Below are 22,190 nucleotides of genomic sequence, written 5' to 3' on the forward strand. Positions count from 1 at the left end.
CGTCTCAACTGGCCAGGGCCGGCATGTCTGAGCCTTGCGCCGTGCAAACCTCGCGGATGCAGCCGCGCAGCCAGCGATGCGCCGGATCGGCATCGAGCCGCGGATGCCAGAGCAGCGACACCGTGATCTGCGGCAGGGAGAAGGGCAGCGCAAAGCTGTGCATTCCCTGACGCAAGGCGCTGGTGTGGCGTTCTGGAACGCTGGCGATCAGGTCCGTGGAGCGAGCCAGCGCCAGGGCGCTCGAAAAGCCGCCCACAATGGTAACGACCTCGCGCTCCAATCCGATCGACCTCATTGTGTCATCGATGCCGACAGCCGCCTTCTCCGGCCCCCGCCTTGAAACAAGGATGTGCCTGCCGGCTGCGTAGCGGGCCGGTGTTACCTCGCCCCCGCTTAGAGCGTGGCCCTTGCGCACGACGCCGATGAACCGGTCCCGGAACAGAGCCTGCGTCCGCAACTCCGGCCCTGTCGCCTCGCCCACCACACCAGTTTCGAGATCTACGCTCCCGTCCCGAAGCGGGCCGCTGTCCTTGTCCGATTTCTGCACGAAGGCCAGGCGTAGCCCGGGGGCATCCGCGCCGAGCCGGGCAAGGAGCTTCGGCCCGAAGTTTTCGACGAAGCCGTCGCTGGTGCGCAGCGTGAACGTCCGAGCGAGCCGTTTCAGGTCGAGTTTCTCCTGCGGCCGCAGGACGGATTGCGCCTCCTCCACCAGCCGGCCAACCTTCTCGCGCAGATCGAGCGCACGCGGCGTCGCAACGAGGCCGCGCCCGGCCCGAACCAGAAGCGGGTCGCCGATCGTCTCGCGCAACCGCTGAAGCGCCCGGCTCATTGCCGAGGGGCTCAGGCGCAGCCGCTTGGCAGCGCGCGCGACGCTGCCTTCCGTGAGCAGCACGTCGAGGATGACGAGGAGATTGAGATCGGGTTTCGGCATGCGGCGACAGTAGCACAGATTTCATTGACATGGCGTGAAACGCACGAATCAAGTGCAAATCGTGCGTGTTCCGCCATGATGGTCGAGCGGCTAGCTTCTCCTCGGAACGCTTCAGGGTCCAGGGAAGGAATGTTCATGCCGAAACCAGCCGTTGCCGCGCCAGACGATGCCGCAGGTGCAAATCCGCACAGAGCCGCCTCGGCCCGATGGGCGCTCGCCAGCCTTTCGCTCTCCGTGCTGCTGTCCTCGCTCGGCACCAGCATCGCGAATGTCGGCCTGCCGAGCCTCGCCACGGCGTTCTCCGCCTCGTTCCAGCAGGTCCAATGGGTCGTCCTTGCCTATCTCCTTGCCATTACCACCCTCATCGTCGGTGTCGGCCGGCTCGGCGACATGGTCGGGCGCCGGCGGCTGCTGCTTGCCGGGATCCTGCTCTTTACCGTGGCTTCGGGCTTGTGCGGCGCTGCACCGAGCCTGCAGCTCCTCATTGCCGCCCGGGCGGTTCAGGGGCTCGGTGCGGCGGTCATGATGGCGCTCGCCACGGCCCTGGTCGGAGAGACGGTGTCGAAGGAAAAGACCGGTGGCGCCATGGGCCTGCTGGGCACCATGTCGGCGATCGGAACCGCGCTGGGGCCGTCGCTCGGCGGCGTCCTGGTCGCCGGTCTCGGCTGGCAGGCGATCTTCCTCGTTAACGTGCCGCTCGGCGCTTTGGCCCTTCTTCTCGCTCATCGCTCGCTGCCCGCCGATCTCCAAAGGCCTGCGGCCAGGCATGCAGATTTCGACGTTCCGGGCACGGTGCTGCTCGGCCTGACGCTGGCCGCCTATGCACTGGCCATGACCGTTGCGCGCGATCGTTTCGGTCCGCTCAACATGGCTCTCCTGGCCGCCGCCGTCGTCGGCGCCGGCCTCTTCGTACTGGCCGAGCGGCGAGCGGCGACCCCCTTGATCCGGATCGAGGCTCTGCGGGACCCGGTGCTCGGTGCGGGGCTTGCCATGAGCGCACTCGTCTCGACGGTGATGATGGCAACGCTGGTGGTCGGGCCGTTTTACCTCTCGCGCTCGCTCGGCCTCGGCGAAGCGCTGGTCGGGATCGTCATGTCGGCGGGTCCGGTCGTCTCCGCCCTGAGCGGTCTGCCGGCCGGCCGTGCCGTCGACCGCCTGGGAGCCCCGTTCATGATCGTCGCGGGTCTCCTCGCAATGGCCGCCGGCTCATTCGCCCTGACGGTGCTTCCGGAGATGTTCGGCGTCGCCGGCTACCTAGCCGCCATGCTCGTCCTGACGCCGGGTTACCAGCTGTTCCAGGCAGCCAACAATACGGCCGTGATGGTGGAAGTCCGCCCGGACCGGCGCGGCGTCGTCTCCGGAATGCTCAATCTCTCGCGCAATGTCGGGCTCGTCACCGGCGCGTCGGTCATGGGAGTCGTCTTCGCCTTCGCATCGGCTGCACCCGAGATCGCGTCCGCACCACCCGTGGCCGTTGCCGCCGGCATGCGGATCACTTTCACAGTCGCGGGCGTTCTGGTCATGGCAGCACTCGTCATCGCGCTCCGGAGCCGCGCTCTCTTGATGCGCGCTTCCGCCGGCGCGGCACTTCGCGATGAAGATCAATGAGGTATGGCTGTCGGCACCATCTTGCTTCGTCAGTGGCGGGAACCCTGCCGGCTGCGTTCGACGGCTGGTCCGTCACCGACAACACGGTCGATCACGAACGTCGCACACGTCGGGCTGTATCGTAGGAACGGCAGTAATTGGCGATGTGCGTATGCAGCTTGATGATGATGATGATGCGGCCATCGGCGGCAGTATCGCACGATCGAGGACAATCGGCGGCTGATGGCGGACAGAGAGGGATTCGAACCCTCGATACGCTTTCACGTATACACGCGTTCCAGGCGTGCGCCTTCAACCACTCGGCCACCTGTCCATCCTTCTGCAGCCGGCGGTCGATCCGGCTGGATGGGGAAAAGCGAAGCTTCTCCGCGTCACCGGTGAAACCGGGAGACGGGCGCGATATATACCGATGATGTGCGCGGGATCAACTGGTTTCTGACATATTATTGACAGGCCGTGAAAGCTGCTGCGGATGACCCGCCATTGCGCTTGCCCGCCCTTGCGCCTATCTCTTGCGCAGGACGAGCCGAAAGGGGGGAGCGGATGCGGTTGCTGCTTCGGTTTGCGAGCTTTCTGGCGCTGATGGCTGCGGTCTTTGCAGGGACGATCGATTCCATTCAGTCGGTAGCGGCGTCGGAGCCGGTCATCACTTCGCTTGCCGACGGCATAGCGGCGATCGGATCCGACCAGCTGAACTGGATTCAGTCGCTGCAGCGGACCGGCGCCGGGCCTGCAATGTGGCTCAGGGCGCTGCACTGGATTCTGGCGCAGCCCGCCTTTGCCGTATTCCTCGCCCTCGCCCTCCTCCTGTGGATGGCCGGATACAGGAAGAAACCCGCTGCCGGGCGCTTTGCCGCCTGAGCGCCGGAGCCGCGCGGCTTGCTCCCACGAGCGCTGACGAAAGGAGCCTCAGATGTTTCTGATCGACATGTTCAACAAGAAGACCATCCTGCCCGATGCTGCAACGGCGCTGCCCGGCCGAGAGGAGGAAATCCCGACCGCGACGACGCATTTCGTGTCCGGACGGCCGCTCAAGGGCCCTTATCCGGAGGGCATGAAGAAGATCCTCTTCGGTATGGGCTGCTTCTGGGGCGCCGAGCGTCTCCTGTGGCAGATCCCCGGCGTCTACGTGACGGCTGCCGGCTACTCCGGCGGGCTCACGCCCAATCCGACCTATCAGGAGACGACGACGGGGTTGACCGGCCACACGGAGGTGGTGCTGGTGGTCTACGATCCGGCCAAGGTCTCGCTTCAGCGCCTGCTGAAGACATTCTTCGAGGAGCACGACCCCACCCAGGGCATGCGCCAGGGCAACGACGTCGGCACCACCTACCGCTCGGCGATCTATGTCTATGACGAGGAGCAGCTCGCCGAGGCGAATGCTGCGCGCAACGCCTTCCAGAAGGCGCTGCGGGTCGGCAAGCATGACCGCGAGATCACCACCGAAATCGCGAAGGCGGGACCTTTCTACTTCGCCGAAGACTATCACCAGCAATATCTCGCCAAGAATCCGGACGGCTATTGCGGATTGCGCGGCACCGGCGTCAGCTGCCCGATCGGCGCCTGACCGTTCCGCGGCGCGTCGAAGCCGACGCTCTCGACATGCTTAGGATCGAACGGGGTGCGGACATATGTCCGCACCCCTTTTTTTGCACCGTGAGCCGGCTCCGCCGGCCAGTTCGGCGGCCGGATCGCTTTTTTACCATCCGAAAAAATTTGGATGTTTTTTTGCCGAAGCCGTGCAAGGATGCGCCCACCCAAGCCTTAAAGAGAGGGGCGGGTTCCGCGGTGGGGGCCCGTTCGGGACCGGCGGAAGACCCGAAAAGATCAATAGCGACAACAGGGCTTTACAATGAAAAAAACCATTCTCGGTCTTTTTGCATTCTCGATGATGTCCGCGACGGCATTGGCCGCCGACATCAAGCCGGCGATCATCTACGACCTCGGCGGAAAGTTCGACAAATCCTTCAACGAAGCGGCCTTCAACGGAGCCGAAAAGTTCAAGGCCGAAACCGGCATCGAATATCGCGAGTTCGAGATCGCCAACGACGCCCAGCGCGAACAGGCGCTGCGCCGCTTCGCCAGCGACGGCAACAGCCCGATCGTCATGGCCGGCTTCAACTGGGCGGCGTCGCTCGAGAAGCTCGCCGGCGAATATCCGGACACCAAGTTCGCGATCATCGACATGGTTGTCGAAAAACCCAACGTCAAATCGATCGTCTTCAAGGAGCAGGAAGGCTCCTATCTCGTCGGCGTTCTTGCCGGCCTCGCCTCCAAGACCAAGACGGTCAGCTTCGTCGGCGGCATGGACATCCCGCTGATCCACAAATTCGCCTGCGGCTATGTCGGCGGCGCCAAGTCGACCGGTGAGGACGTAAAGGTGCTCGAAGCTTACACCGGCACCACGCCCGATGCATGGAACGACCCGGTCAAGGGCGGCGAGATCGCCAAGTCGCAGATCGATCAAGGCTCCGACGTCGTCTATCATGCCGCCGGCGGCACCGGCGTGGGCGTGCTGCAGGCGGCAGCGGATGCGGGCAAGCTCGGAATCGGTGTCGATTCCAACCAGAACATGCTGCAGCCGGGCAAGGTGCTGACATCCATGCTGAAGCGCGTCGACGTCGCCGTCTACGACTCCTTCATGGCCGCGAAGGACGACAAGTTCGAATTCGGCATCTCCAATCTCGGTCTCAAGGAAGACGGAGTCGGCTACGCGCTCGACGAGCACAATCAGGCGCTGATCACGCCGGAAATGAAGGAAGCGGTCGAGAAAGTGAAGGCAGACATCATCGCCGGCAAGGTCCAGGTTCACGACTATATGACCGACGAGACCTGCCCGTACTGATCGTCGCACATCAGACCTTATTCAAAAGCCTCCGGTTCATGCGACCGGAGGCTTTTTTTGTCGGATCAAGAAGCATCAATAATGCGGCGGGCGCGTCACCGGAGTCGCATCTTGCGCCTGTTCTTCGAGGCTCAGGAACCGTTCCGTCAGACGATCGAGCTTGGCGCGCGTCTGCTCGACCACCTTCCATTGCTCCACCAGTTGGTCCGAAAGCTCCTCGATGGTCTTCAATTGATGAGCCACCGTCTCTTCGAGCCGGGTGATCCGCTCTTCTACTTCGCGCATCATGCTTCTCCGTGGGTCGGATTCAAAGTCGGGCGCAGAATGTCGGCGCGCAGCCGGGTGTCAAGGGAGCGCGGTGCGATCAGCTTCTCGCAGCCGCGGTCGTGCCCGCAAAACCGGTGTCCCGCGCCGAGAGCATCTTGTGCAGGTGCACCATCATGCCGGCAGCAAAGAGCGGCGTCAGCAGGTTGAGCAGAGGCACGGCTAGGAAGGCCGCCAGCACGAGGCCGGCGAGGAATACGGTCGAGCGATGTTTGGCACGGAAGAGCCGCGCCTCCGCGGGCGGACGATGGCGCATGGCGGCGAACTCGAAGAATTCCCGGCCGAGCAGATAGCCGTTGACGAGGAAGAACGCGACAAGATTGACGCCCGGCACCAGCAGGAGGAAGAGCGCGACGATGTTGCCGAGAATGACGACGCCGAGGAATTTCGCCGAACCGGTGATAGCCTCGGCGAGAGGCAGCGGCGTGCCGGGCGCCTCGCCGGGATAGTCCCGTTTCTCGACCACCTCGGCGACATCGTCGAGGAAGAAGCCGGCAATCAGCGCCGTCACCGGCGCCAGCAGCAGCGCCAGAGCGAGCGCGAGTCCCAGGCTCGCAAAGATCCCGACGACGAAAGTGAGCCACCCCGCCCAGTCGGGTGTGCCCGGCATCAGCGCATCGATCCAGGGCAGGGCAAGCCAGACGAAGAGCTCGCGCAGCGCGAACCAGAGCGCGACGAGCGCCAGCAGCGTCAGCCCGATGACCTTCCAGAAGACCGTGCGGGTCTCCGTCGCGAAAAGATTGGCGAAGGCAAGGCGCGCCGCATCGAGAATCATGACCGTCTCCCTGGCCGATAAGTGCAACCGAAAGGCATGTAGGCAGAGCGGCCGGCAGGGGCAAGCCGGCCGGAGGCGGTTTTCGGGCGTGCTGCTGTTTCCTTTTGTAGCGACAGCCCCCAAGTCGCCGATTGCTTTACCATCGCAGAAGCACCCCGCCTGCTCTATCGGAATAACGAGGAGGGCATTGTCGTGTGCGTCGAACGAATGCGATATGCTGGAGCGGGACGAGGAAAAGTGTGTGCGGTTTTCCGCCCGGATCCCGCGTCTCAACCTCTTGGAACCAATCACGCTCATCTTTTCAGGTCTCCCGACCTAAAAACATCGTGATCCAGGGGAAGGAAAGTCGTATCCGAGCGCTGGAACGCCAGCGGGAAAAGGTACCATGATCAACCAACGAACACTTGCGAGCCTCGCCGTGCTCGCGCAGTCCGGCAAGCTCGATCCCGTCGCGCTTGTCGCGGAAACCCTGACGCGGATCGAAAACCACCCCGACCGATCGATCTTCGTCGCGCTCACGCAGGAGCGTGCGGCGCGCGAAGCGAAGGCGGCCTCCGAGCGCATCAAGACCGGCCGCTCCCTCGGGCTGCTCGACGGCTTGCCCGTCGCCTGGAAGGACCTCTTCGATCTTGCCGGCGGTGTCACGACCGCAGGTTCCGTCATTCTCGCTGGAGGGCCGCCGGCCGCGGCCGACGCAACGGTGGTCGCGAACCTCGGCAGCGCCGGCATGGTCAGCGTCGGGCGGACCAATATGAGCGAATTCGCCTTCTCCGGGCTCGGCATCAATCCGCATTACGGCACGCCGCGCAATCCGAGGTCCACGGATGTCCATCGCATTCCCGGCGGCTCCTCCTCCGGTTCCGCCGCTGCGGTCGCTGCCGGCCTCGTGCCGCTGGCGATCGGCACCGACACCGGCGGCTCGATCCGTATCCCGGCGGCAATGACCGGCATCGTCGGCTACAAGGCGACACGCGGCCGCTACGCGATGAAGGGCGTCTTCCCGCTCGCGCAAAGCCTCGATTCGCTCGGCCCTCTTTGCCAGACGGTGCAGGATGCAGTCTGGGCAGACGCCGCCATGCATGGACTGACCGCGCCGGTGATCCGCCGCGCCGAGATCGCCGATCTTTCAATCGTCGTTCCCGAGACGATCGTCTTCGACGACGCCGAACCGGAAGTCGTGACCGCATTCGAGGAAGCGATCAAGCGCCTCGAAGCGGCGGGCGTGAAGGTCCGCCGGCAGGCCTTCCCGAGCTTTGCGGAAATTTTCGAGCTTACCGCCCGCCACGGCGCTCTTGTGACGGCAGAGGCCTACGCGCTGCACCGGGAACGCTTGGCAGGGCCTGAAGCGGAGCGCATGGACCCGCGCGTCGTCGCCCGTAGCCGCCTCGGCGAGAAGATCACCGTCAGCGATTACATCGCCATCCTCGACGCCCGCGAGCGGCTGATCCATGAAGCGGGCGAGAGCATCAGGGCCGGCGAGCTCATTGCGCATCCGACCCTGCCGCATGTGGCGCCGCCGCTCGATCCGCTTCTTGCCGACGACGATCTCTTCTTCAAGGTCAATGCCAGGACGCTGCGCAATACATCGATCGGTAACTTCCTGGATTTCTGCGGCGTCTCTCTTCCCTGCGGCACGGGTGCGGCCGGCATGCCGGTCGGCTTCCAGCTTTCGGCGCCTCATCACCAGGACGACCGCCTGCTTTCCGCAGCACTCGCCGCCGAGGCGACCATCCGGGGCGATGCATGATCGTCTGTTTCGACATCGGCGGCTCGGCGATCAAGGGCGCGATCACCCATTCGTCGGAGCGGATATTCCCGCTGCCCCGACGCGCGACGCCGCTCACGGATTTCCGCCGCTTCGTCGAGGCGATGGAATCCGTGCTCGACGAAGCGGGCGGCCTGCCCGAAAGGGTGGCGATCTCGATCACCGGGGTGATCGATCCGGAGACGCGCCGGATCAAATGCGCCAACATTCCCTGCATCGACGGGCGTGAGCTCGTCGCCGAACTCGAAGCGGCGCTGCACCTGCCGGTGGTGATCGCCAACGATGCCGATTGTTTCGCGCTTGCCGAGGCCGGTGTCGGCGCCGGGCGCGGCCATCGCATCGTCTTCGGCGCCATCCTCGGCACCGGCGTCGGCGGCGGGCTGGTGATCGACGGCCGGCTGATCAATGCCGATGGCGGCTTTGCCGGCGAGTGGGGTCACGGCCCCGCCGTCGCGGCCGCCGCCGGACACCCGCCCATGGACATACCGGCCTTTCCCTGCGGCTGCGGCCAGAGCCGTTGCGTCGATACGGTCGGCGGTGCACGCGGGCTGGAAAGGCTCCATGAGACGGTCCACGGCAAGGTGCTCTCCAGTCACGACATTATCGAAGGCTGGCAGAACGGAAATGCCGAGGCGGCGCGCACGATCGACGTCTTCGTCGATCTGGTGAGTTCGCCGCTGGCGCTCGTGATCAACATCACCGGGGCGACGATCGTGCCGGTGGGCGGCGGTCTTTCCAATGCCGAAGCGCTGCTCACCGAGATCGACCGGGCGGTGCGGGCGCGCATCCTCAGGCGTTTCGACCGGCCGCTCGTCGTGCGTGGCGAGTGCCGGGTGGAGCCGGGCCTGATCGGCGCCGCCTTGCTCGGCTTCGCTGGGAGATCGGCATGAGCCGCATATTGCTGGAGGTCTGCGTCGACGATCCGGATGGTCTGGAGGCCGCCGTTGCCGGGGGCGCCGACCGCATCGAACTTTGTTCGGCGCTTGGGGCGGGAGGGCTGACACCCAGCCCCGGCCTGATGGCCGCCGCCGCTCCACCGCCGGTGCCCGTCTATGCGATGATCCGGCCGCGGGCGGGCGATTTCATCTATGACAGGGCCGACCTCGAGGTCATGCGACACGACATCGACGCGGCGCGGCATGCAGGACTCGCCGGCGTGGTTCTCGGCGCATCGCTCGCCGACGGCCGCCTGGACGCGCGCATGCTGACGAAACTCGCCGGCCATGCGTCAGGTTTGGGGCTCACCTTGCACCGCGCCTTCGATCTGGTGCCGGATTTCGCCGAGGCGGTGGAGATCGCCGCTGATCTCGGCTTCGAACGCATCCTGACCTCGGGCGGCGCGAGAACGGCACCGGAAGCGGCCGATACGCTGGAAAGACTTATCGAACTGGCGGCGGGACGGCTCTCGATCATGCCCGGATCGGGCATCACCGTCGACACAGTCGGAGCGATCGTGCCGAGGCTTGCTGTCGCCGAGGTTCATTCGTCCTGTTCTGTTGCTGAGCCGGCTAAAGACAAGCGCCTCGTCGAGATGGGATTCGCCGCGCCGGAGCGTCGCCGCACGCACTCAGCAACGATCAGGGCGATGCGGGCGCGGCTCGATGCCACAGGGGCGAAGATTCGAGCGTAAGTTGTGAGGCTTCCTTCCGGCGTCCGCCCCTCATCCGGCCCGCCTTCTCCCCGCAGGCGGGGCAAAGGGCCAAGCGGAGACTGCCTGCCCAGCCACAACTGCCCGTGTTTCATAGGGCAAGTACCCTCTCCCCGCCTGCGGGGAGAGGGTTAGGGTGAGGGGCATCTTGCCGTGGTATCGCGCCGCCAAGCTGCCTCAAACCGCGAAAACTGCCTCCCCGGCGATCCAGGTCGATTTCATTGCGAGTTCCGGCGTGAGCAGCACGAAGTCCGCATCCGTGCCAGGCAGGAGCCGGCCCTTGTGCGAGGCGATCCCCATGGCGTCGGCGGGATAGGCGCAGGCCATGCGAACCGCCTCTTCGATCGGGAGACCAAGCCTTTGGTGGACGAAGCGGACCGACGACAGCATGTCGATATCGGCGCCGGCAAGGGTGCCGTCGGCAAGCGTCAGGCGCCCGCCCTGGCGCAGGATTTCCCGTCCGTTCAGGAAGAAACTCGTCTGGTCGGTGCCGATCGGCGACATGGCGTCGGTGACCAGGAAAATCTGACCCGGGCCTTTCTTGCCGCGCAGCGCGATGCCCATCGACGCCGGGTGAACGTGAAAACCATCGGCGATCATGCCCGCGTGGAGCGTGCCGGTCGAAAGCGCCGCGCCGACCACGCCGGGCTCGCGATGGCCGAGCCCGCTCATGGCGTTGAAGAGATGCGTGACGGTCCGGGCACCCGCTTTGGCATAGGCGCAGGCGGTATCGTAATCCACGTCGGTATGGCCGAGGCTCACCACGACGCCGGCATCGGCCAGCGCCCGCACCTGCTCCCTGGTGGCGTTTTCCGGGGCCACGGTGAGCATCAGACGACCGAGCGCCTTTGCGCAAGCGAGTATCTCGGCAAGATCGTCATCGCCCATCGGGCGGATCAGCGCCGGATCGTGAGCCCCCTTGCGCGCGACGGACAGATGCGGGCCTTCGAGATGCAGGCCGAGGAAGCCCGGAACCGCCGCGGCTTTCGCCTCGACGCCTGCTGCAATGGCCGCGGTCCTGACCGCGCGCGTGTCGGTGATCAGCGTCGGCAGCAGCGCCGTCGTGCCGAATTTCGCATGCGCCGCGCAGATCTGCCGGATGCTTTCGAGGGTCGGCGCTTCGTTCAGAAGCGCGCCGCCGCCGCCATTCACCTGCAGATCAATGAAACCGGGCACGAGAAGCAGGCCACGCGCGTCGACGGTCTCGCCGCCGGCGGGGACGCTTCCCGCCGGCGCAATCGCCTTGACGTGTCCCGCCTCGATCACGAGGGCTGCCCCGTCGTGCCAGTCGATGCCGTCGAAAATCCGCGCTCCGCTGATCGTCTTCTTCGCAGTCATCGTGTCTCCGTCACCTTCTTGAGGTTCTCCGGTGCGTCGGGATTGAGACCGCGAGAGCGGGACCAGGCCTCGACGAAGCCATAGAACGGCAGGATCAGTGCCAAGGCGTCGGTGAGCGGGTGCCCGGTCTCGACGAAGGGCAGGCGCTTTGCCTTGCTCGCCCGTGCCGAGGTCACGTGCACCACCGCGCCCTTGGCGCTCATGCCGTCCGCGATATCGGCGACAGAGGCCTCGGCAGCATCGCGGGCGGCCAGCACAAGCACCGGGAACCGGGGCCCGACCAGCGCCACCGGTCCGTGCAGCACCTCCGCCGCGGAATAGGCCTCGGCATGCATGCCGGACGTCTCCTTGAATTTCAGCGCCGCTTCGCTGGCGATGGCCAGCGCCGGACCGCGGCCCAGCACATAGAGCGATTCCGCTTCTGCAAGGTCGTCGGCGAAGTCCTGCCAATCGAGCTTCACGGCCTTGGCAAGCTGGTTCGGCAGATCGGCGACCGCATGCTTGAGCGTCGCGTCGCCGGTCCACTCGCCGAGCACGGCAAGACCGGCGACGATCGAGTTAACATAGGACTTGGTCGCCGCAACGGCAATTTCGGGCCCGGCGAGAATGTCGAGCGGGTGGGTGCAGGCCTCGGCGATCGGCGACGGCAGCGTGTTCGTCAGCGCGATCGAAACGGCGCCGGCGCGTGTCGCGGCTTCGGCCATGGCCACGATGTCCGGGCTCTTTCCGGACTGCGAGATCGCAATCGCCGCCGCACCGCCGAGTTTCAGATCGGCACCGTATATCGACGCCAGCGAGGGCCCGAGCGAGGCGACCGGACGACCGATCGTGAGCTCGATCGCGTATTTCAGGAACAGCGCGGCATGGTCGGAAGAGCCTCTGGCGATCGTTACCAGAAAGGCCGGATCCTTGGCGCGCAGCGCCGCGCCTGCTTGCGCCAGCCCCGTGGCCGAGCGCTCCAGCAACCGCGCTGCGGCCTCGGGAATCTCGTCGATTTCTCGCCGCATGTTGGTCTGCATCGTCATGTCCTTTCATCAAACAGGCGGGATGCGGGCGGAAAACCGCTTTACACTTTTCCTTGGCCCCGCCCTTCCCTCGTCCGGCCACGCCGGCTCAGTTTTCCGGGATCGTCAGCTCCGCGACGAAATCATAGGCATCGCCGCGGTAGAGCGAGCGCGTGAATTCGACCACACGCCCCGAAGCAAGATAGGAGACGCGCTCGATCGAAAGACCGGCGGCGCCGACCGCGACGCCGAGCATGGCCGCGTCCGGTTCCTTGATATTGCAGGCGGAGATCCGCTGCACCGCGCGTACCGGCCGGGCCTGTTTCTTCTCGAGCTCTGAATAGAGCGAGGAGGCGACGGCGAGCGGATCGGGAACGAATTCCGCCGAAACGCAGGCGCGTTCGATCGCAAGCGGCATGTCGTCGGCAATACGGAGCCGCCCAAGGCGAGCCACCAGCGCGTCGGCCGCAAGCCCGAGGGTCATCATCTCGTCCGGCGAGGGATGGAAGAGCCCGCGCTCCAGCCATTCCGCACGCGTGTTGAGGCCGCGCCGGGCCATGTCCTCGGTGAAGGAGGTCAGGCGCGAAAGCGACTGCTCGACGCGCGAAACCGGCCGGACGACGAAGGTCCCGGAACCGTGGCGGCGCACGAGGAGCCCGTCACGCACGAGATCGTCGACGGCTTTGCGGACCGTGACTCGGCTGACATTGGCGTAATCCGCAAGATCCCGCTCCGGCGGCAGCGCATCTCCGTGATTGAGCTTGCCCGACAGGATCGCCTCTTCGAGCGATTGTCTGAGCTTCAGATAGAGCGGGCCGGCGCCCCCCGACTGCAGGGTTTCGAGCGGCAGAATGGCGGCGAGCTGCTGGTTCATGCCGACACCCCGGAATGGGAGCCGAAACGGGCCGCCGCCAGCGCGACGGCTCCGGTCAAAGCATCGGCCTGCGCCTCGACGAAGCGCGGCTGATGCCGGTCGGCGAGCCAGCGGCGATAAAGCGGCGCCAATCCTCCGAGGAGGCACAGCTTCTCGCTTCCCCTCGAAACCACCACGTCGAGCGCCTCGTCCACCGTCGCGGCGGCAGCCTCCAACAGGCTGACTGCCACAGGGTCGCCGCGCTCGGCATATTCGAAGACGCGCGGCGCATAGCGGCCGAACTCGCCGGGCTTGGCGAGGCGTGCGAAATCGACGATGTCGCGCGGGTCGTGGTTGAACTCGGCAAGCACGGCATCGGTCACGCGCGAGCCTTGATGTATGCCGTCATAGGCGAGCAGGCTCTCCTGCAGCAGCGCGTGACCGATGCGTGCGCCGCTGCCGTGATCTCCGATGGTGAAGCCCCAGCCGCCGACATAGCAGATCTCATCGGCCCGGCGCGCGATATAGATCGTGCCCGTCCCGAGTATCGCGACGGCCCCGTCCCCGTCGCCGAGAGCGCCCTGCAGCGCGATCAGCCCGTCGGACTCGATATCGGCCTGAGCAAAGGGAAGCCGCCTCTTCACGTAATGAACGGCATCGCCCACATTGTGGCCGGCGACGCCGACGATGGCGCGCGATGCCGCAATTGCGGCCTGGTCGAGGCCCGCATCCCCGAAGGCGTTGCGCGCCGCATCGGTTATGTTCTGCAGCGCCGTTTCCGGATCGGTAAGGATGTTCGCGGCGCCCGCCTTGCCGCGGCCGAGAATGCGGCCGTCGAGGGCTGCCACAGCCGCACGGCAGCTCGTTCCGCCGCCATCAATTCCGATCAGGTAAAACGCCATGGGTACCTCCGTCACCACAAGATACCAAAAAAATACCATTAACCAAGCGAGATTTCTGACTACAGATCATTCCCCAGCCTATTTCTTTGAAAATTATGGATTTATTTCTTTTTTCAGTGGTTTCCTGCGGTAAAAGTTAAATTTCTCCTAGACAAGTGGTATTTTTTTGGCATTAATTCCAGAAGAGGAGAACGACGCCATGCCGCCAGCCAAGACCGAGGAACGCCGCGACAACGCCAAGGGCCTGGACGTCATGCGTCCGGAGCTGGCCCTTCGCTTGCTCGCAGCCGGTCAGCAGGAGGCGGCAAGGTCGGTGGAACAGGCGATCGAGCCGATTTCCGCCGCGGCCCGCCTTGCGGCGGACAGCCTTGCCTCGGGCGGCCGGCTTGCCTATGCCGGCGCAGGAAGCTCCGGGTTGATGGCGATGGCGGACGCCCTCGAACTGCCGGGCACCTACGGCATAGCTCGGGAGCAGATCGTCATTCTCATTGCCGGCGGCGCCGAAAGCCTCACCGATCTTGCCGGCGGCTATGAGGACGATATGGAGCTCGCGCGCGCCGATGTGCGCAAAGCCGGAATCGGGGCGGGCGACTGCCTCATTTCGGTTTCTGCCAGCGGTTCCACGCCCTATGCGATCGCCGCTGCCGACGAGGCCGGGCAACGCGGCGCACGCGTCATCGGCATGGCCAACAATGCCGGCGCACCGCTCCTTCTGAACGCCGACGTCTCCATCCTCCTGGAGACGCCTCCGGAAGTCGTGTCCGGCTCGACCCGCATGGGCGCCGGGACGGCTCAGAAGATCGCGTTCAACATGCTTTCGACCATGGTCGGCATCCATCTCGGCCACGTGCTCGATGGTCACATGGTCAATCTGCGTGCCGACAACATCAAGCTGCGCGGCCGGGCGATCCGGATCGTCTCGGACATAACCGGCATCGGCGCCGCCGAGGCGGACAGGCTTCTCGGCCTTGCCGCCGGGTCGGTCAAGCTGGCGATCCTGCTCGCATCCGGAGCGAGGGACATCGCCCATGCCGAAGACGCGCTCGAGCGCGCCGATCAGAATTTGCGCCGGGCGATCGCCATCGTCGGGGCGTGAGATAAACTGGGAATTCAAAACCGCGCGACACGCGCCTAAAGGGGAGAAACTGCATGACCCGCACAACAATGAAAGGCTTGCTGCTCGCATCGAGCATTCTCGGCTCGGCCGGGCTTGCACAAGCCCAGGACGCAACGCTGACGATCGAAAGCTGGCGCAATGACGACCTGGCGATCTGGCAGGAAAAGCTGATCCCCGCCTTCGAGGCGAAGAACCCGGGCATCAAAGTGGTATTCGCGCCCTCGGCCCCCACCGAATACAACGCCGCCCTCAACGCCAAGCTCGACGCCGGCTCCGCGGGTGACCTCATCACCTGCCGTCCCTTCGACGCCTCGCTCGAACTCTACAACAAGAAGCATCTTGCCGACCTGACCGGTCTTCCCGGCATGGAGAATTTCTCCGACGTCGCCAAATCCGCGTGGACGACCGACGACGGCAAGGCGACCTTCTGCGTGCCGATGGCTTCCGTCATTCACGGCTTCATCTACAACAAGGATGCCTTCGACCAGCTCGGCCTTTCCGTTCCGACGACCGAGGAGGAGTTCTTCGCGGTCCTCGAAAAGATCAAGGCGGACGGCAACTACATCCCGATGGCGATGGGCACCAAGGACCTCTGGGAAGCCGCCACGATGGGCTACCAGAACATCGGCCCGAACTACTGGAAGGGCGAGGAAGGCCGTCTGGCTCTGCTGAAAGGCGAGCAGAAACTGACCGACGAGCCGTGGGTCGAGCCTTTCCGCGTGCTGGCGAAGTGGAAGGATTATCTCGGCGACGGCTTCGAGGCGCAGACCTATCCGGACAGCCAGAACCTCTTCACGCTCGGCCGGGCGGCGATCTACCCGGCCGGCTCCTGGGAAATCTCCGGCTTCAACACACAGGCCGAATTCAAGATGGGCGCCTTTCCGCCCCCGGTGAAGAAGGCGGGCGATACCTGCTACATCTCCGACCACAACGACATCGGCATCGGACTCAATGCCAAGAGCAAGAATGCGGATGCCGCCAAGACCTTCCTCACCTGGGTCGCCTCGCCGGAGTTCGCGGAAATCTATGCGAACGCCCTGCCCGGCTTCTTCAGCCTGAATTCGACGGCGGTGAAGATGTCCGATCCGCTCGCTCAGGAATTCGTCTCCTGGCGGGAGAAATGCAAGCCGACCATCCGCTCGACCTATCAGATCCTTTCGCGCGGAACCCCTAACCTCGAGAACGAAACCTGGGTCATGTCGGCCAATGTCATCAACGGCACGGACACGCCGGAGGCGGCGGCCAAGAAACTCCAGGACGGTCTCGACAGCTGGTTCAAGCCGGTAAAGTAAGACCGAAACGGGGTGCGTGGACGCCGTCTGCGCACCCTCCCCGACATGTGCAAACGTATCGCATGCGGGGCGGCGTCATGGATTGCTCGGGCACCGGCGCTACGGCGCCGCGCCTGTAACGGGCGGATCGAAGCGGCTTGCCGGCTCTCCGCGACCCCGGGACGCCTGACGGAAGCACGGTGCAAGGCAGGAAGCCGCGCCGCATTTCGAAAGAAATCGAGGCTGCGCCCTTATGGCCAGCCGGTTTGAGAACGGGCCAGAGGCCGATGAACCCACGTGAAATCACGACCGACGTCACCGAGATCAGGCGCCCGCGGCGCTGGCACATCCTCGTCTTTCTGCTGCCGGCGCTCGTCGTCTACACGGCGGTGATGATCCTTCCGCTCTTCGAGACGCTGCGCCAGTCCTTCTACAACACGGTTGACGGCCAGTTGACCTTCGTGGGCCTGGGCAATTTCAAGGTTCTGTTCGGCGACCCGCGTTGGGCGGCGGATTTCTGGAACGCGCTCAAGAACAATTTCGTCTTTTTCCTGATCCACATGGCCGTGCAGAACCCGATCGGCATCGCGCTCGCCGCCATGCTGTCCGTCCCGAAGCTGCGCTTCGGCGCCTTCTACCGCACGGCGATCTTTCTGCCGACGCTGCTCTCCTTCGTCATCGTCGGTTTCATCTGGAAGCTGATCCTGTCGCCGATCTGGGGCGTCGCCCCCTATCTTCTCGACACGGTCGGCCTGCGATCGCTGTTCGGGCCCTGGCTCGGCAAGCCCGACACCGCGCTTATCGCCGTTTCGCTCATTTCCGTCTGGCAATATATCGGCATCCCGATGATGCTGATCTATGCGGCGCTCCTCAACATTCCAGACGAGGTGACAGAGGCGGCGGAGCTCGACGGCGTCACCGGCTGGAGCCAGTTCTGGAAGATCAAGCTTCCGCTGATCCTGCCTGCCATCGGCATCGTGTCGATCCTCACCTTCGTCGGCAATTTCAACGCCTTCGACCTGATCTATACGGTGCAGGGCGCGCTTGCCGGCCCGGATAAGTCGACCGACATTCTGGGCACCCTGCTCTATCGCACCTTCTTCGGTTTCCAGCTTCAGCTCGGCGACCGTTCGATGGGCGCGACGATCGCCGCAATCATGTTCCTGATCATTCTCGCCGGCGTCGCGCTCTATCTCTTCGGCATACAGCGCCGCATGCGCCGCTATCAGTTCTAAGGAGGATAGAAGATGTCGAAAGCACGCGCCTCCTTCGTGCGCATGGGCGCCGTTCACGCGGCCCTGATCGCCTATACGCTCGTTGCACTCTTTCCGGTGTTCCTGACGATCGTAAACTCGTTCAAGAGCCGCAACGCGATCTTCCGGGAGCCCCTGGCGATCCCGACACCCGAGACCTTCAGCCTGATCGGCTACGAAACGGTGCTGAAGCAGGGTGACTTCATCGGCTATTTCCAGAACAGCATCATCGTCACCGTGGTCTCGATCACGCTCGTCCTGCTGTTCGGCGCCATGGCCGCCTTCGCGCTTTCCGAATACCGCTTCCGCGGCAATACGCTGATGGGACTCTATCTGGCGCTTGGCATCATGATCCCGATCCGGCTCGGAACGGTGGCGATCCTGCAGGGCATGGTGGCGACTGGTCTCGTCAATACGCTGACCGCGCTGATCCTCGTCTATACGGCGCAAGGCCTGCCGTTGGCGGTATTCATTCTGTCCGAGTTCATGCGCACCGTATCCGACGACCTGAAGAATGCCGGACGCATCGACGGCCTGTCGGAATATGCGATCTTCCTGCGGCTGGTGCTGCCGCTCATCCGCCCGGCCATGGCGACGGTCGCCGTCTTCACCATGATCCCCATCTGGAACGATCTCTGGTTCCCCCTGATCCTCGCGCCCGCCGAGGCGACCAAGACCGTCACCCTCGGCTCGCAGATCTTCATCGGCCAGTTCGTCACCAACTGGAACGCCGTCCTCTCGGCGCTGTCGCTGGCGATCTTCCCGGTCCTCGTCCTTTACGTCATCTTCTCGCGGCAGCTGATCCGCGGCATCACGGCAGGAGCAGTCAAGTGAATTCATCCGCACCCCCGATCCGCGTGCTCAGCGCCGGGCTCGGCAATATGGGCCGCAGCCACGCGCTCGCCTATCATCAGAACCCCGGCTTCGAGATCGCCGGGCTGGTCAACCGATCGAAGGTGGCGCTGCCCGGGGCTCTGGCAGGATACGAGATCCTGCCGTCGTTCCCGGAGGCGCTGGCCGCGCTGAAGCCCGAGCTCTGCTCGATCAACACCTATTCCGACACGCATGCGGGCTATGCGGTGATGGCGATGGAGGCGGGAGCCCACGTCTTCGTGGAGAAGCCGCTGGCAACGACGGTCGCCGACGCCGAGCGCGTCGTCGCCTGCGCCCGGGCCAACGGCCGCAAGCTGGTCGTCGGCTATATCCTGCGCCACCACCCGTCCTGGATGCGGCTGATCGCGGAAGCCCGCAAGCTCGGAGGGCCCTTTGTCTTCCGCATGAACCTGAACCAGCAGTCGAGCGGCCCGACCTGGATGACGCACAAGTCGCTGATGCAGACGACACCGCCGATCGTCGATTGCGGCGTCCACTATGTCGACGTCATGTGCCAGATCACCGATGCCAGGCCCGTCGAGGTGCGCGGCATGGGCTTGAGGCTCTCGAACGAGATCGCCGCGGATATGTACAATTACGGGCATCTGCAGGTGATCTTCGAGGACGGCTCTGTGGGCTGGTACGAGGCGGGTTGGGGGCCGATGATCTCCGAGACGGCCTTTTTCGTGAAGGACGTGATGTCTCCGAACGGCTCCGTGTCGATCGTCATGGATCAGAACGCCAAGTCGGACGACATCGACGTGCACACGAAAACCTCCGTCATCCGCGTGCACAGCGCCGCGACCGGACCCGACGGACGGTTCCTGAAATCCGACGAGGACCTGGTGATGGAGGGCGAGCCCGGCCACCAGGAGCTTTGCGACCGCGAGCAGGCCTTCGTGCTCAAGGCCATCCGAGAAGACATCGATCTCGGCCGGCACATGGACGATGCGGTGCAGTCGCTGAAGATCTGCCTCGCCGCCGACGAGAGTGTGCGCACCGGCAAGCCGGTCGAGCTTTAACCCAAGAGGGCGACACGTGGGATCACTTCAACTCAAAACCATCCGCAAGGCCTTCGGCAGTCATGAGGTGCTGAAGGGCATCGACCTGGACGTGAAGGACGGCGAGTTCGTCATCTTCGTCGGTCCGTCCGGCTGCGGAAAGTCGACGCTTCTGCGCACTATCGCCGGCCTCGAGGACGCGACCTCGGGCAGCGTTCAGATCGACGGCGTCGAGGTCGGCCATGTGGCGCCGGCCAAGCGCGGCATCGCCATGGTGTTTCAGTCCTACGCGCTCTATCCGCACCTGACCGTCAAGGACAATATGGGCCTGGGGCTGAAGCAGGCAGGTGTGCCGAAGGCGGAGATCGAAGAAAAGGTCGCCAAGGCGGCCGGCATGCTGTCGCTCGAACCCTATCTCGCCCGCCGTCCGGCCGAGCTTTCCGGCGGCCAGCGTCAGCGCGTGGCGATCGGCCGCGCGATCGTGCGCGAGCCGAAGCTCTTCCTTTTCGACGAGCCGCTGTCGAACCTCGACGCGGCGCTGCGCGTCAACACGCGGCTCGAGATCGCCCGCCTTCACCGCAGCCTCAAGGCGACGATGATCTACGTGACCCACGATCAGGTCGAGGCGATGACGCTTGCCGACAAGATCGTCGTGCTGAATGCCGGCCGGATCGAGCAGGTCGGCTCGCCGATGGAGCTCTACAATCGCCCGGCCAACCTTTTCGTCGCCGGCTTCATCGGCTCGCCGCAGATGAATTTCATCGAAGCCGCAAAGCTCGGCGACGGAGAGGCAAAGACGATCGGTATCCGTCCGGAGCATATCGGCCTCTCCCGTGAAAGCGGGGACTGGAAGGGCAAGGTGATCCATGTCGAGCATCTTGGCGCCGACACGATCATCTATATCGAATCGGAGGCGGTCGGCCTGCTGACGGTGCGCCTCTTCGGCGAACACCGCTATGCCGCCGACGACATCGTCCACGCGACGCCGGTAATCGGCAGCATGCACCGCTTCGATGCGGACGGGCGCGTGATCAAGTCCGGTCAGTGAGAGACGAAGTGCCGGTATGATTGCCCCTCACCCTAACCCTCCGCACGCGGGCCGTGGCATCGTGGCGCAGGCGGTCCCCGTGTCTTCCTTCTCCCCGCCGGCGGGGAGAAGGTCGCGGCAGCCGGATGACGGGACGATTTGCACTCTGAAACAGCTTCGGCCCGAATCACACCTGCGTGATCACCGCGAGCCGCAACGCCGAAACCGTTGCGGCTCTTCCCTTTTTTGCCTCCCCGTCCGGCGCGTCGAAACTCTGTTGCACTGCGGCAGAAATTAACATACATTGGCGTCTGTATATTAGCTTTCCGGTATTTTCCACGCCGATACCGGCTCCGCTTCACCTCACTTTTGGACCGCGCAGCGCTTGCGAAACGCCGCGACTGCGGCCGGTCCTTTGACAATATGGACATTGCGATGCGCATGAACCGACCGATATTGGCCGCCGCGCTGGCATCCGTGATTTTTCTCGCGGGCTGCCAGAAGAATGAAGAACAGCAGGCAGCGGCTGCCGCCCCTCCGCCGTCGCCGGTCGCCGTCTTCACGACGAAGGCGGAACCGCTGCCGATCACCAACGAACTGCCCGGCCGCATCACCGCCACCCGCATCGCCGAGGTCCGCCCGCGCATCTCCGGCATCGTCGTCGAGCGCGTGTTCGAGCAGGGCACCATGGTCAAGGAAGGCGACGTGCTCTACCGCATCGACCCGGCACCGTTCCAGGTCAAGGTGGACAGCGCCGCGGCGACGCTGAAGCGCGCTCAGGCGGTGGTCGATCAGGCCAAGCGGACGGCCGACCGCCAGTCGCGCCTGAAGGAGGCGCAGGTCACCGCCGTGCAGCAGTACGACGATGCGATCGCGGCCCTCGCCCAGGCCGAGGCCGATGTCGGCATTGCCGAGGCAGGGCTCGCCGAGGCCAAGCTCAATCTGCAATATACGAACGTCACCGCTCCGATCAGCGGCCGGATCGGCCGGGCGCTGATCACCGAAGGCGCGCTCGTCAACACCAACGACACCCAGAACCTTGCAATGATCCAGCAGCTCGACCCGATCTACGCCGATTTCACCCAGTCGGCGACGGATCTGATCCGCCTGCGCAAAGCGCTCAAGGACGGCCAGTGGATGAGCGCCAACAACGAGGCCGAGGTTCAACTGATCCTCGACGACGGGACGCCCTACGCCCTCAAGGGCAGGCTGCTCTTCTCCGAAGCCGCCGTCGACGCGACCACGGGCCAGGTGACGCTGCGCGGCGAATTCCCCAACCCGAACAACGATCTGCTGCCGGGCATGTATGTCCGCGTCCAGATCCAGCAGGGTTTGGAAAAGGACGCGATCACCGTCCCGCAGCAGGCGGTGCAGCGCAACAATGCCGGGCAGTCGCAGGTCTATGTCGTGAATGCCGACAACAAGGTTGAATTCCGCAACGTCACGCTCGGACGCACCGTCGGCGAGCGCTGGCAGGTGACCTCCGGCCTGAAACCCGGCGAAAAGGTCATAGTCGAGGGTTTCCAGAAAGTCGGCCCGGGCGCGCCCGTGCAGCCCTCCGACTGGGACCCGAATGCAAAGCCCGCGCCCGAACAGGCCAGCGCTTCGGCCGATGCCGGCGAAAAGCCCGGCACCGAAGTGAAGTGAGACCGATA

21 protein-coding genes and 1 tRNA gene are annotated in these 22,190 nt (G+C 64.7%); 14 read left to right on the top strand and 8 right to left on the bottom strand.

All coding sequences use genetic code 11. The annotated features are described in order from the left end of the window. Window positions 1-4: 4 nt before the first annotated feature. Window positions 5-931 carry a LysR family transcriptional regulator gene (locus ACFHWW_RS02145; protein ID WP_379937147.1) on the bottom strand — a complete coding sequence of 309 codons (927 nt, stop codon included), beginning with the start codon at window positions 929-931 and terminating at the stop codon, window positions 5-7. Between the two features lie 129 nt (window positions 932-1,060). On the opposite strand from ACFHWW_RS02145, the gene ACFHWW_RS02150 reads away from it, so the two are divergent. Then, window positions 1,061-2,539 (top strand): MFS transporter, encoded by a 1,479-nt coding sequence (locus ACFHWW_RS02150; RefSeq protein WP_379937148.1) that lies wholly within the window; start codon window positions 1,061-1,063, stop codon window positions 2,537-2,539. Between the two features lie 223 nt (window positions 2,540-2,762). On the opposite strand, the gene ACFHWW_RS02155 is transcribed toward ACFHWW_RS02150, so the two are convergent. After that, window positions 2,763-2,852 (bottom strand) — tRNA-Ser (locus ACFHWW_RS02155). A gap of 230 nt (window positions 2,853-3,082) precedes the next feature. Here ACFHWW_RS02155 and ACFHWW_RS02160 point away from each other — a divergent pair. The 3 genes from ACFHWW_RS02160 (at window position 3,083) to ACFHWW_RS02170 (ending at window position 5,384) form a co-directional block, all read left to right on the top strand. Beyond that, window positions 3,083-3,400: a membrane protein gene (locus ACFHWW_RS02160; protein ID WP_018093841.1), complete on the top strand. Its 318-nt coding sequence runs from the start codon at window positions 3,083-3,085 to the stop codon at window positions 3,398-3,400. A gap of 52 nt (window positions 3,401-3,452) precedes the next feature. Beyond that, window positions 3,453-4,106 carry a peptide-methionine (S)-S-oxide reductase MsrA gene (gene msrA / locus ACFHWW_RS02165; protein WP_275596988.1) on the top strand — a complete coding sequence of 218 codons (654 nt, stop codon included), beginning with the start codon at window positions 3,453-3,455 and terminating at the stop codon, window positions 4,104-4,106. Window positions 4,107-4,391: 285 nt separating this feature from the next. Further along, window positions 4,392-5,384, top strand: coding sequence for a BMP family ABC transporter substrate-binding protein (locus ACFHWW_RS02170; RefSeq protein ID WP_324762690.1), 993 nt, complete (start codon window positions 4,392-4,394; stop codon window positions 5,382-5,384). A gap of 75 nt (window positions 5,385-5,459) precedes the next feature. Here the strand turns inward: ACFHWW_RS02170 and ACFHWW_RS02175 are convergent, their stop codons facing one another. Then, on the bottom strand, window positions 5,460-5,672 hold the full coding sequence (locus tag ACFHWW_RS02175) for a SlyX family protein (RefSeq protein ID WP_379937149.1): 213 nt from the start codon (window positions 5,670-5,672) through the stop codon (window positions 5,460-5,462). 76 nt (window positions 5,673-5,748) lie between these two features. Continuing rightward, window positions 5,749-6,483, bottom strand: a complete 735-nt coding sequence (locus tag ACFHWW_RS02180) for a sulfate transporter family protein (RefSeq protein WP_018093837.1) — start codon at window positions 6,481-6,483, stop codon at window positions 5,749-5,751. A 385-nt stretch (window positions 6,484-6,868) separates the two neighbouring features. On the opposite strand from ACFHWW_RS02180, the gene ACFHWW_RS02185 reads away from it, so the two are divergent. From ACFHWW_RS02185 to ACFHWW_RS02195, 3 genes are read left to right on the top strand one after another with little or no spacing between them, the layout of a single operon-like run. Continuing rightward, on the top strand, window positions 6,869-8,230 hold the full coding sequence (locus tag ACFHWW_RS02185) for an amidase (RefSeq protein WP_379937150.1): 1,362 nt from the start codon (window positions 6,869-6,871) through the stop codon (window positions 8,228-8,230). Then, the gene (locus tag ACFHWW_RS02190) at window positions 8,227-9,138 is read left to right on the top strand and encodes an ROK family protein (protein WP_379937152.1); all 912 of its coding nucleotides are present in this window, start codon (window positions 8,227-8,229) and stop codon (window positions 9,136-9,138) included. Before ACFHWW_RS02185 ends, ACFHWW_RS02190 begins: the two co-directional genes overlap by 4 nt. Next, window positions 9,135-9,878, top strand: a complete 744-nt coding sequence (locus ACFHWW_RS02195; protein WP_379937153.1) for a copper homeostasis protein CutC — start codon at window positions 9,135-9,137, stop codon at window positions 9,876-9,878. The genes ACFHWW_RS02190 and ACFHWW_RS02195 overlap by 4 nt, the downstream gene beginning before the upstream one ends. 195 nt (window positions 9,879-10,073) lie before the next feature. On the opposite strand, the gene nagA is transcribed toward ACFHWW_RS02195, so the two are convergent. From nagA to ACFHWW_RS02215, 4 genes are all read right to left on the bottom strand, one after another. After that, entirely contained in the window at window positions 10,074-11,234 is a 1,161-nt protein-coding gene (nagA, locus tag ACFHWW_RS02200; RefSeq protein WP_275596993.1) for an N-acetylglucosamine-6-phosphate deacetylase, read from the bottom strand. Continuing rightward, window positions 11,231-12,253: an SIS domain-containing protein gene (locus tag ACFHWW_RS02205; RefSeq protein WP_275596994.1), complete on the bottom strand. Its 1,023-nt coding sequence runs from the start codon at window positions 12,251-12,253 to the stop codon at window positions 11,231-11,233. Before ACFHWW_RS02205 ends, nagA begins: the two co-directional genes overlap by 4 nt. 94 nt (window positions 12,254-12,347) lie before the next feature. Continuing rightward, window positions 12,348-13,112, bottom strand: coding sequence for a GntR family transcriptional regulator (locus tag ACFHWW_RS02210; RefSeq protein ID WP_018093830.1), 765 nt, complete (start codon window positions 13,110-13,112; stop codon window positions 12,348-12,350). Further along, window positions 13,109-13,993, bottom strand: coding sequence for a BadF/BadG/BcrA/BcrD ATPase family protein (locus ACFHWW_RS02215; RefSeq protein ID WP_379937155.1), 885 nt, complete (start codon window positions 13,991-13,993; stop codon window positions 13,109-13,111). The genes ACFHWW_RS02210 and ACFHWW_RS02215 overlap by 4 nt, the downstream gene beginning before the upstream one ends. Before the next feature lie 199 nt (window positions 13,994-14,192). Here ACFHWW_RS02215 and ACFHWW_RS02220 point away from each other — a divergent pair, with 199 nt between their 5' ends. The 7 genes from ACFHWW_RS02220 to ACFHWW_RS02250 all read left to right on the top strand — a co-directional run bounded on the left by ACFHWW_RS02220 (window position 14,193) and on the right by ACFHWW_RS02250 (window position 22,182). Further along, complete coding sequence (locus ACFHWW_RS02220; RefSeq protein ID WP_379937156.1) at window positions 14,193-15,089, top strand: N-acetylmuramic acid 6-phosphate etherase; 897 nt, start codon at window positions 14,193-14,195, stop codon at window positions 15,087-15,089. 53 nt (window positions 15,090-15,142) lie between these two features. After that, window positions 15,143-16,402 (top strand): ABC transporter substrate-binding protein, encoded by a 1,260-nt coding sequence (locus ACFHWW_RS02225; RefSeq protein WP_324762681.1) that lies wholly within the window; start codon window positions 15,143-15,145, stop codon window positions 16,400-16,402. Between the two features lie 266 nt (window positions 16,403-16,668). After that, entirely contained in the window at window positions 16,669-17,616 is a 948-nt protein-coding gene (locus tag ACFHWW_RS02230; protein WP_018093826.1) for a carbohydrate ABC transporter permease, read from the top strand. Window positions 17,617-17,628: 12 nt separating this feature from the next. Continuing rightward, window positions 17,629-18,468, top strand: a complete 840-nt coding sequence (locus tag ACFHWW_RS02235) for a carbohydrate ABC transporter permease (RefSeq protein ID WP_018093825.1) — start codon at window positions 17,629-17,631, stop codon at window positions 18,466-18,468. Then, window positions 18,465-19,529 (top strand): Gfo/Idh/MocA family protein, encoded by a 1,065-nt coding sequence (locus tag ACFHWW_RS02240; RefSeq protein WP_379937157.1) that lies wholly within the window; start codon window positions 18,465-18,467, stop codon window positions 19,527-19,529. Before ACFHWW_RS02235 ends, ACFHWW_RS02240 begins: the two co-directional genes overlap by 4 nt. Before the next feature lie 16 nt (window positions 19,530-19,545). Beyond that, a complete protein-coding gene (locus tag ACFHWW_RS02245; RefSeq protein ID WP_379937158.1) occupies window positions 19,546-20,556 on the top strand; it encodes an ABC transporter ATP-binding protein in 1,011 nt (336 codons plus the stop codon). A gap of 207 nt (window positions 20,557-20,763) precedes the next feature. Further along, the gene (locus ACFHWW_RS02250) at window positions 20,764-22,182 is read left to right on the top strand and encodes an efflux RND transporter periplasmic adaptor subunit (RefSeq protein WP_379937159.1); all 1,419 of its coding nucleotides are present in this window, start codon (window positions 20,764-20,766) and stop codon (window positions 22,180-22,182) included. Window positions 22,183-22,190: the final 8 nt, after the last annotated feature.

It is taken from the genome of Sinorhizobium sp. P24N7 (assembly GCF_042436655.1).
In the GTDB taxonomy this organism is placed as follows: domain Bacteria; phylum Pseudomonadota; class Alphaproteobacteria; order Rhizobiales; family Rhizobiaceae; genus Sinorhizobium; species Sinorhizobium meliloti_A.